This is a genomic window from Cognatishimia sp. F0-27, from assembly GCF_020667845.1.
In the GTDB taxonomy this organism is placed as follows: Bacteria; Pseudomonadota; Alphaproteobacteria; order Rhodobacterales; family Rhodobacteraceae; genus JAFMPQ01.
This window is the reverse complement of the sequence record NZ_JAFMPQ010000049.1, coordinates 1-13829: the sequence shown is the minus strand read 5'-3', so window position 1 is coordinate 13829 and position 13829 is coordinate 1. Positions and strand designations below refer to the sequence as shown.

Below are 13829 nucleotides of genomic sequence, written 5' to 3'. Positions count from 1 at the left end.
CCGTGGTGGAGCGCCGCGTTTGCCGCCGATGCAGTGGGGTCAAGGATTGCGAGGGGGGGAGAAAAATCAAGAAAAACTCCCTCGCAGAGTCGTCGTGCCGTGCTTATTTCAACCGCACAGATGAAGGAGTGAGCATGATCCTCTATGGACTGAAAACCTGTGACACCTGCCGCAAGGCCCGCAAGGCGTTGCCCGAAGCCGATTTTCGCGACGTGCGCGATGACGGCGTGCCGCAGCCGGTTCTGGAAGCGGCGCTGGAGCGGTTCGGCGACAAGCTGCTGAACACGCGGTCAACCACCTGGCGTGGACTTGATGACGCGGCGCGCGCGGCGGCGCCGCTCAGCCTGCTGGCGGAACATCCGACGTTGATGAAACGCCCCCTGATCGTCAATGGCGATGAGATGGTGCTCGGCTGGGATGCCCAGGCGCGCGCGGCGCTCGGGGTGAGCTGATGCGCAACGCGGCTTTGACGCTGGGCATCATCGCCGGGGTATTCGGGATGATCGTGGGATTTTTCGGCTTTGGGTATACGGAACTGGCCCGGCATTTCTCCGAAATCGAGCAGAGCTTCGGCATGTTCGACAACCCTGAGCTGGTGCGCGTGGTCTCCATCCTTTCGCCGATGCTTGCCATTGCCGGCGGCGCGATGGCCCATTCGCGGGCGCTGTGGGGGGGCGTGCTCATGCTGCTCTCTGCGGCGGGGTTCTGGTGGGCCTTCGGTTTTGGCGTCTTCACCATGTTCCCGATCGCCTTTGCGGGGCTTGGCGGGGTCCTCGCCCTGGCGGCAGGACGACCCGATGAACCGCGGGCACATTTCTAACCCCCCGTGTCTTGGTCGGCAGGCCCGCCAACGACGGAACACGAGGCGGGTTGTTCTGTGCGGGTCGCAGGGCGCGTCCGACTTGCGCATTCATGAGTGAATACTCGGGGCTGGCTCCAAAGATGTGGCGGGGTCTGCGGGCGGGTCGCCCGGTAGTCTTGGGACCCGGTAGTCTTGGGACCGGACACCCGGATTTGTTTTGGTCTTTCGGTCGCGGCCAGGATGGGTCGTGTCTCCGAAGCACCGGGACGCGATCCGTGCCGGGACCCGGATCATTCGCCGTGCCGGGATCGGGTTCAACCAACACATAACGGGGTCAGGTTGCACCGACATAGTTCGTGGGCGCGCCAGGAAGGCGGCACCCGCTTTGATGCGCTGCCCGGGCAGCACTAGCCTTTGGAGCCGTGTGGGGGTGTCAAACCGCTTCGGCGCTCCGCAGCTTGCTGGTTTGCAAACCCAACAGCTGATCGACCGAGAGCACACCCGCGCCCTTGATCACGAGAGTGACCAGCGTCAGCATCCAGAAGGCCCTCTGGTCAAGGATCACCGAGTCGGGGATGCGGTCGAACCACGCCCCCAGCGTTTCGCTGTGCTCGATCCCACCATGGCCGTAGAGATCGGTGAGGCTTTGCACCACGACAAAGCCGATCATTCCTAGGGCGGCAAGCCGGGTCGCCAAACCGATCACGATCAGCAGGGGCAAGAGGAACTCCGCCCATGTGCCGGCAACCACAACGGCCCAGTGGAACACCGAGAGCTGTGACGTGTCATAGACCACCGCTTCCATCGCCTTGGGGAAGATCTGCGCATAGGCGCCGGTGGAGGGAATCAGGAACCCGAGCAGACCATCGCCCAGCTTGGTGGCGGCGGACGCCCAGAAATAGGCCAGAAGCGTTGCGGCAAAGACAAAGCGGGCCAGAAGCGGCAGCAGCCCGTCTGTCCAACGCTCCAGGCCGGCAAAAAGGGTGTTGTGGAGGGTGATGAGGCGGGACACTGGGCAGGCTCCTTCCGGATGGGTGATGGGCAGGGACGGCCCCCCGGGGGCCATTGTTGGTTGGGCAGGCGGCAGCATCGCCCCGCCGGGCAGGTCTTCGATGACCCATTTGCGCAGAGGCAATCCGGTCGTGGCATCATGGCGCCTGAGCGGGCCGGTGCCACCCGGCGCGCCTGCGCCTCAGGTAGACAGGTCGGTGATCGCGCCGGTCTTGAGCAAGAGACCCAGCATCTGTGGCAGGTCGAACCCGTCACCCGCCGCATCGATCGCCGTGCCGAAGGACGCGCCGGATTGCAACGCCAGGACGAAGCGCGCGCCGCCGTCGGGCAGCAGATGCGGCTCCGGATCGAACTCCGGCCGGGTCACGAGGATGTCTTCGGCGCGGGCCGCGGGTTTTGGCTGATCGGGGCGCAGCGTGTAGCGCCACACCGACAGCGCGGGCCAAGGGCTCGTCACAATGCGGGTGGCCGGGGCCAGAGCGAAGCGGGCCGCCATCAGTGCCGACTCTTCGAGCCCTTGCAGCCGGGCCGGGTCGAGCGCGGGCGCATCGGCCGCGTGATAGGCCTCGCGCATGGCGAGCTCCAGCCGTGCCACATCACCAAGATACCCAAGGCCGGACAGCGCTGGCAGGGTTTCGAGGAAACCGGGAAAGCTTGCGCCGTAAAACATCATGACCGGCGAGTCAGGCGGGTTTTGACGCAGGTAAAGCCCGGCCACATGGTTGAAATTCTCTTCGCCAAGCAGCTTGGCGACTGCCGGAAATCCCGTCGCCAACGCCTCTCGCAGAGATACGGCGACGTTGTTGCGATACACCGCATAGCGGCGTCCGGCGGGCCGGTCCTGCGCGTCGCGCAGACCCGACGGGATCGGGTGCGACGCGTCCAGCAAGGCGGCGCGAAACGCGTCTTGCGGCACGGTGGCGCGGGTGGCCGCGGTGACAGCAGCGGTCTCGGTCATGCCTTCACACCGGCGCTTACCCGCGACAGCGCGGCTTCGGCGCGGCGGGCTTCCTCGGCCAGGACCGGCCAATCCGGCACATCCGTATCCCATTCAATGAGCAGCGGACGCGCGCCTGTCCGGTCGAGCGTGATATCGAGCAGAGCCCAGACCGGATCGGCGACGGCGCGTCCGTGGCTGTCGATCAGGAGCGGCAGGCCGTGGTCGTCCTCGTCCTCGTCATGGCCCCCGAGATGGATTTCGCCCACCGCGTCAAGCGGGAAGGCATCGATATAGCCTTGCGGCGCGTAGCCAAGGTTTGTGGCCGAGACAAAGACGTTGTTCACGTCGAGCAACAGGCCACAACCGGTGCGTCGCGCAAGCTCCTTCAGGAAATCGGTTTCGGACCAGTCGCTTTCGGCGAAGGCCAGATAGGAGGAGGGGTTTTCGAGCAACATCTGCCGGCCAAGCGTGTCTTGCACGAGCGCGATGTGGTCTGCCACGCGGGCAAGCGTCGCCGCCGTGTAGGGCAAGGGCAGAAGATCGTTGAGAAAATGGCTGTCATGGGTGGACCACGCCAGATGCTCGGAGAAGCTTGCCGGGTTGATCCGGTCCACCAGTGTCTTGAGCCGTGCGAGATGATCGCGATCGAGCGGCTCCGCGCCGCCGATCGACAAGCCGACCCCGTGCACCGAGATCGGGAAGCGCTCGGCGAGCGCGTTGAGCTGCGCAAGCGGCCGCCCGCCATCGCCCATGTAGTTTTCCGCGTGAATTTCGAGCCAGCCGACAGGGGCGGGGTCGTCCATCAGGGCGGCAAAGTGCTGCGGCTTGTAACCGACACCGGGCAGCGGGGGCAGGGACGGGCTCAGGTCGTACATCGGACGGATCCTTGTTGCGCGGGGGCCGGGCAGACATGCGAGCCCCTCGCCTGGATATGCGCCGCGGATGCCTTGGCGCCTGCGGCGGGTCGGTTCGCGAAAGGGCGCGGCGTGGCGCCCTTTGGCTGAGTTTGTCCGCGCGCGGCGATCAGCTTTGCGGCAAGTCGCGCTCAAGCGCTTCGAGCGACCCCATGCGTGCGGAGCCGTCTGCCATGGCGGGCAGTTCGATCTCGGCGCAGGTGCCCGCGTCAACCAGTGTCCACGCGTTGCCCTGGTAGTCAACCGTCGAGGATCCCGCGCAGGTGGTGCCGGGACCGGCGGCGCAGTCGTTTGCACCGGCGAGGCTCACACCGAAGCACTTTTCCTTTTCCATGGCAGCGGCTTCATCCGCGTGACCGATGAAAGAAGCGGCAACGGCGCCGACGAGGGCTGCGGTGGTGAGTGTCTTGGACATGGTATTTCCTTTCGGGTGGTGGGCCTCTTGCGAGGTCCGTGCTGGGTTGTTCTGTCCGAGGCGTTGACCGCCTTGGCCTCCCAACACTGACGCCGTGGCGCGCTTGAGGCTATTCACGGGCGCGTGCATCACGGCACCGTCAGCGTGCGTGGCACCGCCGTGAACCCTTGCAGGTGCAGAAAACCAATAAAAACAAGCGCAACGAAAAAGGCCCCGAAACATATCGGGGCCTTTCCAGAAGGTTCCAGCGCAGGAATGTTACAACAAATCCGGTGGCGTAGCCTCGATTGAGAGGCTGCTCACGATCTCCGTCAGATCTGTCACCTTTGTTTGCTTCTCGCCGAGCCGGCGCACGGTCACGGTGCGCTCCTCCACTTCGCGATGGCCGATGGCAAGGATCACCGGCACCTTTCCGACGGAATGCTCGCGGACCTTGTAGTTGATCTTTTCGTTGCGGATATCGGCCTCCGCGCGGACCCCTGCATCGCGCAGGGCGGCGACGACCTCGTGCACATAGGCGTCCGCCTCCGACGTGATCGAGGCCACCACAACCTGCCGTGGTGCAAGCCAGAAGGGCAGCTTGCCCGCGTGTTCCTCGATCAGGATGCCGATGAAACGCTCAAAGCTTCCGAGCGTGGCGCGGTGCAGCATGACGGGGCGGTGTTTTGCCCCGTCCGAGCCGATATAGCTCGCGTCGAGCCGCTCAGGGAGGACAAAATCGGCCTGAAGCGTGCCGCATTGCCAGTCCCGACCGATCGCGTCGGTCAGGACAAATTCCAGCTTGGGGCCGTAAAAGGCCCCTTCGCCCGGATTCAGCTCGAACTCGCAACCTGCGGCAAGCGTGGCCGATTTGAGAGCGGCTTCTGCTTTGTCCCAGATTTCATCGGACCCGGCACGCGTCTCGGGGCGATCCGAGAATTTGACCTTGAACTCAGCGAAGCCGAGGTCGCGATAGATGCCGGCAAGGAAGTCGATAAAGCGTTTGGTTTCATCTTGTATCTGATCCTCTCTGCAAAAGATGTGCCCGTCGTCCTGAGTGAACCCACGAACACGCATGATGCCGTGCAGGGCACCGGAAGGCTCATATCTATTGCACGAACCGAATTCGGCCATACGCAACGGCAGATCCCGGTAAGATTTCAGACCTTGGTTAAAAATCTGTACATGACAGGGGCAGTTCATCGGCTTTAGCGCGTTGACCGATTTCTCGCGGGCGTGTTCCTCGTCCACTTCGACGATGAACATGTGCTCCTGATACTTGTCCCAATGCCCGGACTCGACCCACAGCTTGCGGTCCACGACCTGCGGGGTGTTGACCTCCACATAGCCGCCGCGACGCTGCTGACGGCGCATGTAATCCTGAAGGCCGGTATAGATGGTCCAGCCGTTGGGATGCCAGAAGATCTGGCCGGGGGCCTCTTCCTGCATATGGAAAAGGTCCATCTCGCGGCCCAGCTTGCGGTGATCGCGCTTGGCGGCTTCTTCAAGCATCGTGAGATGCGCGCGCAGGTCCTCGCGGTTCTTGAAGGCCACGCCATAGATCCGCTGAAGCATCGCGCGATCACTGTCCCCGCGCCAGTAGGCACCGGCCACGTTCATCAGCTTGAAGGCGTCGGCCGGAACCTGCCCGGTGTGTTGCAGGTGCGGACCACGGCACAGATCCTGCCAGTCGCCGTGCCAGTACATCCGCAGCGGCTCGTCGCCGGGGATGCTCTCGATCAGCTCGACCTTGTAGGGTTCGCCGCGCTCTTCGTAATACCGCACCGCCACGTCGCGGTCCCAGACCTCGGTGCGGACCGGATCGCGCTTGTTGATGATCTCTTTCATCTTTTTTTCGATGGCGCCGAGATCCTCGGGCGTGAACGGCTCCTCGCGGTCGAAATCGTAATACCAGCCGTTTGCGATCACCGGGCCGATGGTGACTTTCACATCGGGCCAGATCTCCTGCACGGCGCGGGCCATGATATGGGCAAGGTCGTGGCGGATCAGTTCCAGAGCGGGGGCATCATCGGCCAGCGTGTTGATGCCAATCGCGGCATCCGCTTCTATCGGCCATTGCAAGTCCCAATGCGCCCCGTCCACGGTCGCGGAGATGGCCTTCTTGGACAGGGATTTGGAAATGGAGGCAGCGACCTCCGCCGGGGTCACGCCGGCTGGATAGGATCGTGCATTGCCATCGGGAAAGGTCAGGGAAATATCGGCCATAGCGGCAGAACTCCTCGTCGGTTTGGCGCCCACGGAACGCCCGGTTGCGGGTTATGTCCGACGCCAAATATGGCGTCACGGGCCAAGCGACGCGCGCAGAGCCGTGCGCCTTGTGCGCCCGGTCCGCGCGTGTGTCAAGTCCGTGCCTAGCGATGCGCGCGTCTCTCTTGCCGGAGACCCACGGTGCAAACGGGGCCGGACCGACGGCAGCGGGGGGGGTGGCCGGGCAGGGGCGAGTCATATTCGCCACCGTCCGCGTCAGAATGCCCGCATTGAATTGACATCCCGTTCGCGGTTTACGATGCAGGTGCAAAACATTTGACCGTGTGCCGCCCGTGACGGTCGGAGCGTTGCGCATGGGGAGACATTGAAGGCAGGGGCGATGAGCGAAATTTCATATATGGAAGGACCGCGCGGTGACCGTCTGGCTTATGCCAAGACCGAAGGGCGCGGCCCATGCATCGTATTCCTGCCAGGATACCGCTCTGACATGGGTGGGACGAAGGTTGTGCATCTTGAAGCCTGGGCGCGGCGCGAAGGGCGTGCGTTCTTGCGGCTGGATTACGCCGGACATGGCGCCTCTGGCGGTGTTTTCGAGGAAGGCTGTATCGGGGATTGGACCGATGACGCGGAGGCCGTGATCCGTGCGGTCTGCGATACGCCGGTGGTTCTGGTCGGCTCGTCCATGGGCGGTTGGGTCGCCTGTCTATTGTCGCAGCGCATGCGGCTGAAGGCTTTTGTCGGGATCGCCGCGGCACCGGATTTCACCGAAGACGGGTTCTGGGCCAGCTTCTCGGAGGCGCAGCGCCGCCAGGTGATGGAGGAGGGGCAACTCATCATGCCATCGCCGCACGAAGACCCCTACGTGGTCACACGCAAGGTGATCGAGGATGGGCGGCGGCATCTGGTGCTGCGGGACCGCTTGCCGATGGACTGGCCCGTGCGGCTGATGCAGGGCTCCGAGGATGAGGCCGTGACGCGCGACACTGCGTTGGCGCTGTTCGATCGGATCGAAAGCCCGGACCTGACACTGACGCTGGTCAAGAACGGAGATCATCGGTTTTCCTCGCCCGAATGCCTGGCGCATCTCGAAAAGACGGTCGCGGATCTTATCGCGGATCTCTAGGCAAAAAAGCTGGTTTTTCACAGTATTTCCAAGCGCTTTAGGCGGCGGCCTTACACGTTCGGCCTGCGATGCGGGCGGGACCGCAGATCGATCGGCGGTTTTGAATGCGCGAGAGATCTTCTATGGTTCTCTGAACGCAGCCAGGCGGGCGCGCTCCGCTCGGCACGCCCCGTCCTCTGCTGTTTGGTTTGCCGGGACCGCCATGCAGGCGTGCACCGACGCAGCGGGGCGATGACGCAATGGCCGACGCGGGATCGGTCGCGCGCGCCGGGCGGCGGAACGGCGCCACGCACGGCACCATAGTCTGAAGGGAGGGTCCGCCATGCGCCGACCGCGCAGCATGTGGTCGCTGGAAACGCTGGGGCGTGAACGGTTGAGCCGCCATTTCTGGATGCGTGAATTCCTCTATTCGGAGATTGGCAACATCCACGCGGTGCCCAACATCCCCGATCACCCGGATCTGGCACTGGAGCGCGGGCGGGCCTTTGCGACGGCTTTGCTCGATCCGCTTGAGGAGACGTTCGGGCGGATATTCGTGCGCTCGGGCTATCGCTCGGCGACGTTGAACGCGTTCGGCAATGCCCGGAAGTTGAACTGCGCGCGCAACGATTACCCGCTGGAATGCCATATCTGGGATTTGCCGGATGTGCCGGTTGCCGGGGCGTCAGTGGTGATCCCGTGGTTTGCGGAGCGCTACGCGCAGGGGCGCGACTGGCGCGATCTGGCGTGGTGGATGCATGACCATCTGGACTATTCGGAGATCTGGTTTTTTCCCAAACTCTGCGCCTTCAATATCGCCTGGCGGCCAGACCCGCAGCGGCGCATCGACAGCTATATCGCGCCCAAGGGGACCTTGTTGCGCGCAGGCGGGTGTCCGCAAGAGGACAAGACCACCCGTGCGGCGCGCTACGCGGATTTTCCGACCTTCCGGGGTCTGCTCCTTCCGGTTTGAGCGCCGCCTGTGCGCGCCCCGCATCCTGCAGGGCCGAGACGATCCGTGTTTACGAAGTTTAAAGAAATATTAGCCATTTTTGCTCAGGGAGCAGTCGACGGATCAACGCCTTGACCGGCGGGAGTGACGACGAATTGCGGGATTTGACCGGGCTTGGTTAAGCAAGCGAGCGGGATGCGGTGGATGGAGTGATGGTAAGAGCGACACGGCCATGGCCCGCCGGTGGGTGGTGCGCGCAGGGCAGCGAAGGTGCCATCGCGCAGCGCCGGGCCGGGGCGGCAGGACCATGATGGCCTTTGACAGCAGAGGCGCGGATTTTGCCGGATTTCTGGCCAAGGTGAACGGCGCGGTATGGGAAGCCCGCGCGCTCGATGCGGCGCTGGCCACCCATTACCACCCGCAGGTCATCCTCCGAGACGCGGGCGGGCTTGGCTTTGGGCCTGCGGGGATCGGTGCGGATGTGCTGGGTCAGATTGCGGCGTTTCCGGACCTGTCCCTGCGGATCGAGGACGTCATGTGGTCCGGTGGCGCGCAGGTGGGGATGCTGGGCTCGGAGCGTGCCATGGGCTTTGCCCGCCATAGAGGCGGCGGGCTCTACGGGGCGCCGTCGGGGGCGCCGGTGCGCTTCCGCGTGATGGCGGATCGCTATGCCAAGGCCGAGCGGATTTCCGATGTCTGGCAGGTGCGCGATACCGGCGCGATCCTGCGCCAGATCGGGGTCGATCCGCGCGTTTGGGCCGGCGAACAACTCGCGCGGCTCGATCCGGAGACCCAACCATTCACCCCGGCACGCGATGTGCAGGGGCCTTACACGGGCACGGGCACGGCAAACCAGTGGTGCATGGCCTTTTCCGAGCTTCTCGAACGGGTCATGCTCGGCGGGTTTTCCGCGATCCCGGAACAGTATGACCGCGCCTGCGCGCTGCATTATGCCGGCGGGGAGCCCGGTTTTGGGCCGGAGTCGGCAGAGGCGTTCTGGCTCGGGCTGCGCGCCTCGTTTCCCTCGGCGGACTTCGCGGTGCATCACCGGATCGGGATCGAGGAGCCACTTTTGCCGCCGCGCGCCGCGCTGCGTTGGTCGCTCACCGGACGCCATGACGGGTGGGGCTTGTTCGGTGCGCCCACGGGGGCGGAGGTGCACGTGATGGGGCTGAGCCATGCGGAGTTCGGGCCCCGGGGGTTGCGTCGCGAATGGAGCCTGATTGACGAGTCGGCCATCTGGATGCAGATCGCGGCCAAGACAGGCTGAGCGCGCGATTCTGTGGATAAGTCCCGCCAATATGCAACGGGCTGTCAAAGATGCGCCTATCGTGCACCAAAATGAGAGGGCAACCCGCTGTTTTGCCTAGAGCGCGCTACTATGCGTTGTGTTTTTGTTGACCCCAGCCACTAGATCGGCATGATTTTGCCAAAGATCATCGAGGGGGATCAGGCATGTTGAAACGCGCGGGTGCGCTGGCTGCGGCGGCGCTCATGGCAGGAACATTATCGGTTCAGGCACAACAGGATTGCGGTGGATATTACACGGTCAAACGCGGCGATACGCTGTCGTTGATCGCGGACCGGCTCTATCAGAACGCGGCGCGCTGGACGGTCATCTACCGCTCCAATGCGGAGATCATCGCCAGCCCGGATTCGATCCGGGTGGGCCAGACCTACCGGATGCCATGCATCGAGGGTTTGCCCGTCGGACTGGGCGGCACCGGCGCTCCGACACCGGTTGTGCGTGAAGCGGTGGCGCCTGCGCCACGCCCGGCGGCCCCGGCTGTCGTTCCGGCGCCAGCCGATGAGGCGGTGACGCGCACGGCGTCGATTCTCTCCGCTCCGCCACAGGGTATGCGCGTGCGGCTGCTCGCGGCGGACGATTTTCGCCCCTTCACCAATCGCCTGCTGATGAGTTCCGGCCTGATCACCGATATCGTCAACCGTGCATTGGTGGCCTCTGACGGCATCGCCGAGCACGAATTTTTCTGGGTCAATGATCGGCGCGCGCATCTCGATCCGATGCTGAGCGAAGGCATGGCCGATCTCGCTTTCCCGTGGCGCAAACCCGATTGCGACGCACAGTCGACCGCGGCCGTTTGCACGGACTACCTCTATTCGGAGCAGATGTTCGAAATGCTCGTGGTGCTGTTCACCGCGAAGGACCGCCCCATCACCTATCGGGCCCCCACCGATCTTGCCGGTTTGCGGGTCTGCGCGCCGCTGGGTCACGACACGCAGGCACGCTATGGTCAGGGTGCGGATTACCTCGCGCGGGCCGGCGCGCGGTTGCAACAGCCCGAACGGGCGGAGGATTGCTTCAATCGTCTGCACGACGGCGTTGTCGACGCCGTGGCGATGAACGAGTTCACCGGCCGCGTGGTGCTCAAGGACATGGGTCTTTCGGACGCGGTGTCCTTGCAGCTTGGCCGCCCGTTGGCCATCGAGGGGTTGCACGCGGTTGCGCACCGGTCGAACCCCAATGCCGAAGAGATGATCGCGGCCTTTGACAGGGGATTGGCGCGGATCCGCCAAAGCGGCGAATACCTGACCGTGCTCGATCAGCACATGTCCAGTATCTGGGAAGGCCTCTGAGATGGGCCGGGCGCATCACGCGGCCCGGTTGACCGGCCGAGCCGACCGGCCGGTCCCGGTTGCACAGGGCGGATCCGCCGCCCTGCCTGCACCGGCCACCATGCGTGGGGGCGCGATGACCTCGGGAAGAGGGGTTCGGAGGCGCGTGCGCGCGCTCGCGCAACTGGGTGTCATGTGTCTCGGTTTTGCGGTCTTTGCCGCTGATCGCGCCGCGGCGCAAAACTGCGGCTACACGCACGCCGTCAGCGACGGTGAAACGGTCTTTACCATCGCAGAGGCGATCTATGGCGATCCGGAGAAATGGACGCTGCTGTATTACGCAAATGAGGATCTGTTGAAGGCGCAGGTGTTTCAGGTGAACCCGGGTGACGCGCTGGAGATCCCGTGCCCGCCCGGTGTCGAAGCGGTTGCAAAGCCAGAACCCATTATGCGTCCGGATGTTGAGCTTGCCCTGCTCACGGGTTCGGGCAAGGCTCCGTTCACGGATCGCGACTGGCCCGGCGAAGGCATGGTCACCGAGCTTGTGAATGCGGCTTTCGAAGCGACGCCGAACCCGGTCGATTATGAGATCGTCTGGGATGACAATTGGTCCCGACATCTGTTTCCCACCTTGTCGGACGGAACGCTCGACATGGGCTTCCCATGGGTGAAGCCCGATTGCGCCGGCACGCCGGATCATCCGCATTGCGTCCAGTTCCACTTCTCTGATCCGGTAGTCGAGGTTCTTGTGCTGCTTTTCGTGCGCACCGGCGACGGATTTGCCTTCGACAGCGATGCGGATGTGGTCGGAAAACGGCTGTGTCGCCCGGAGGGGCATTTCACCCACGATCTTGACCGCGCCGGGCGTGGCTGGCTCACGAGCGGTGCTGTCACGTTGGAGCGGGTGGCCAACGCCGATGCCTGTTTCGAAGCACTGATGGCTGGAACGGTGGACGCGGTGAGCGTCTCCCTGTTTGACGGGGCGGATGCGATGAACCGGCTGAACCTTTCCGATAAGGTGCGCCCGCTCGAGCGCCCGCTGTCCGTCGAAGGGTTGCATGTGGTGATCTCCAAGACGCATTGGCGCGGCACGGCACATCTTTATCGGTTGAATGCCGGTCTGGCTGCGCTCAAGGCGTCCGAGCGATACGGACAGATCGTTTCGAAACATCTCGATCTGTTCTGGGAACGGATGCAGGGCAGCTGACCGGGGAGCAAAAGGAAGCCGCGGCACATGGCGTGCCCTTCAGGTTCCGGACACACTGACAGATCGGTGTGCCGGACACCGATATCCGGCGCATGCATCATGATAGGACACGGCCTCGCCTGTGCCTCCGTGCGCTCCGGGCGCGCGTCGTTTTGGCCGGGAAGGGGGTCAGCCCGCTATCCGGTCCCGCCCTTTCGATCGGCATGCTGCACGGGAAATCGCCGATAGCTGAAGCCTTTAACGGGCAGGTCTTTTCATGCCGGTGCGGTCTGTTAGGGTCGCGGCGAGCGCTGCCGGGGGGCGCTTTTGTTTATACGCCTGGCGCGGCGCGAGACGCTGCGCCTGGAGCAATTGAGTTGGGTGGAACATGCGCGAACCTTTGGTTTTTCTGCCGGGGATGATGAGTGACGCGCGGGCCTTTGGTCCGCAGCTGGCAGACCTGTCCCGCGACACTGCGGTGATGGTGGGGCCGATGACAGAAGGCGAACGGATCGAGGAGATCGCCTCGGGCTTGCTCGATGTGCTGCCGCGCCGCGCGGCCCTCGTGGGGCATGGCATTGGCGCGGTTGTGGCAATGGAGGTGCAGCGCCGCGCGCCGGATCGGGTTGCGCGCTTGTGCCTGATGCATGCGTCGCCGCTTGCCGATACGCCGCAGGAGGCTGCTGCGCGCGATCCGCTCATTGTGCGCGTGCGTGCCGGGCGGTTGGCGGAGGTGATGCGCGAGGAGATCCCGCCGGAGGCGCTGGGCGTGGACGCGCCGCGCCACGAGATTCTCGAGCTGGTCGCGGACATGGCGGCGGTGTTGGGCCCGGAGGTCTTTGTTCGACAGATGCGCGCCTTGCAGCGGCGCCGGGATCAGGTGACGACCTTGCGCAAGATCGCCGTGCCAACGCTTGTTCTGTGCGGCGGGCAGGACCCGATCGTGCCGCTCAAGCGCCACAGCTTCATGGCGGAGCTTATCCCCGGCGCACAGTTGCAGGTGATCGAAGAGGCAGGACACTTTCCAGCGCTCGAGGCACCGGAAGCGGTGGCGATGGCGTTGCGCGACTGGATGGCGCAGCCATTGGTGTTGCGCTGAGCGACGATGCGGTGTCACGCATGTGGCCTCGCTTGGAGATTGACGGGGCCTGCGCAAGCGCCTAAGCCCGCGGTCGCGTGGAAGGCTGGACGGCCGCTCTCGGGGGTGCGCCTCCGGGAGAGGAAAGTCCGGACTCGCTGAAGCGCCGGTGCCGGGTAACGCCCGGGCAGGGCAACCTGACGGATAGCGCCACAGAAAACAAACTGCCCGGTCCTCGGATCAGGGAAAGGTGAAACGGTGGGGTAAGAGCCCACCGCGGCCCTGGCAACAGGGCCGGCATGGCAAGCCCCACCGGGAGCAATGCCAAATAGGGATGCCGCGCGGGCTGATCCTTTCGGGGATATCGCCGCAGGGCCGCTTCAGCCCCAGGCATCCGGGTTGGCAGCACGAGCCGCCGGGCGACCGGTGGCCAAGATGAATGGTCGTCGATCGGTGGGGGAACCCGCCGTGAACAGAATCCGGCTTACAGGCCTTCCACGCCTTGCTTGTTCGGAGAAGAGTCGGAGCGGCTCGTCGGGCCGGACCCGTCCGCCTCGCGCAGAGCGCCGGACCCGGCCCGCCTCGCGCAGAGCGCCGGACCCGGCCCGCCTCGCGCAGAGCGCCGGACCCGGCCCGCCTCGCGC

The 13829-nt window shown here is 64.5% G+C and carries 13 protein-coding genes and 1 other RNA gene; 9 read left to right on the top strand and 5 right to left on the bottom strand.

The window, feature by feature from the left end; genetic code table 11:
- Positions 1-134 precede the first annotated feature (134 nt).
- Both J1C49_RS19510 and J1C49_RS19505 read left to right on the top strand, forming a co-directional pair.
- Positions 135-452, top strand: coding sequence for an ArsC/Spx/MgsR family protein (locus tag J1C49_RS19510; protein ID WP_227447513.1), 318 nt, complete (start codon positions 135-137; stop codon positions 450-452).
- Positions 452-820, top strand: a complete 369-nt coding sequence (locus tag J1C49_RS19505; RefSeq protein ID WP_227447512.1) for a hypothetical protein — start codon at positions 452-454, stop codon at positions 818-820. Before J1C49_RS19510 ends, J1C49_RS19505 begins: the two co-directional genes overlap by 1 nt.
- A 415-nt stretch (positions 821-1235) precedes the next feature.
- On the opposite strand, the gene J1C49_RS19500 is transcribed toward J1C49_RS19505, so the two are convergent.
- The 5 genes from J1C49_RS19500 to thrS form a co-directional block, all read right to left on the bottom strand.
- Entirely contained in the window at positions 1236-1814 is a 579-nt protein-coding gene (locus J1C49_RS19500; RefSeq protein WP_227447511.1) for a DoxX family membrane protein, read from the bottom strand.
- Between the two features lie 180 nt (positions 1815-1994).
- On the bottom strand, positions 1995-2771 hold the full coding sequence (locus tag J1C49_RS19495; protein WP_227447510.1) for a DNA-binding domain-containing protein: 777 nt from the start codon (positions 2769-2771) through the stop codon (positions 1995-1997).
- Positions 2768-3628, bottom strand: a complete 861-nt coding sequence (locus J1C49_RS19490) for a DUF692 family multinuclear iron-containing protein (RefSeq protein WP_227447509.1) — start codon at positions 3626-3628, stop codon at positions 2768-2770. Before J1C49_RS19490 ends, J1C49_RS19495 begins: the two co-directional genes overlap by 4 nt.
- Before the next feature lie 148 nt (positions 3629-3776).
- Positions 3777-4082, bottom strand: a complete 306-nt coding sequence (locus J1C49_RS19485; RefSeq protein WP_227447508.1) for a DUF2282 domain-containing protein — start codon at positions 4080-4082, stop codon at positions 3777-3779.
- 258 nt (positions 4083-4340) lie between these two features.
- Entirely contained in the window at positions 4341-6287 is a 1947-nt protein-coding gene (gene thrS / locus J1C49_RS19480; RefSeq protein ID WP_227447507.1) for a threonine--tRNA ligase, read from the bottom strand.
- 382 nt (positions 6288-6669) lie between these two features.
- On the opposite strand from thrS, the gene J1C49_RS19475 reads away from it, so the two are divergent.
- From J1C49_RS19475 to rnpB, 7 genes are all read left to right on the top strand, one after another.
- The gene (locus J1C49_RS19475) at positions 6670-7413 is read left to right on the top strand and encodes a carboxylesterase (protein WP_227447506.1); all 744 of its coding nucleotides are present in this window, start codon (positions 6670-6672) and stop codon (positions 7411-7413) included.
- 340 nt (positions 7414-7753) lie between these two features.
- Positions 7754-8365 (top strand): hypothetical protein, encoded by a 612-nt coding sequence (locus J1C49_RS19470; protein ID WP_227447529.1) that lies wholly within the window; start codon positions 7754-7756, stop codon positions 8363-8365.
- Between the two features lie 289 nt (positions 8366-8654).
- Positions 8655-9614, top strand: coding sequence for an ester cyclase (locus tag J1C49_RS19465; protein WP_227447505.1), 960 nt, complete (start codon positions 8655-8657; stop codon positions 9612-9614).
- Between the two features lie 185 nt (positions 9615-9799).
- Positions 9800-10942 (top strand): transporter substrate-binding domain-containing protein, encoded by a 1143-nt coding sequence (locus J1C49_RS19460; RefSeq protein ID WP_227447504.1) that lies wholly within the window; start codon positions 9800-9802, stop codon positions 10940-10942.
- Positions 10943-11087: 145 nt separating this feature from the next.
- A complete protein-coding gene (locus tag J1C49_RS19455) occupies positions 11088-12128 on the top strand; it encodes a transporter substrate-binding domain-containing protein (protein ID WP_227447503.1) in 1041 nt (346 codons plus the stop codon).
- 367 nt (positions 12129-12495) lie between these two features.
- On the top strand, positions 12496-13206 hold the full coding sequence (locus J1C49_RS19450) for an alpha/beta fold hydrolase (protein ID WP_227447502.1): 711 nt from the start codon (positions 12496-12498) through the stop codon (positions 13204-13206).
- 77 nt (positions 13207-13283) lie between these two features.
- An RNA gene (gene rnpB / locus J1C49_RS19445) (RNase P RNA component class A) lies at positions 13284-13688 on the top strand.
- Positions 13689-13829: the final 141 nt, after the last annotated feature.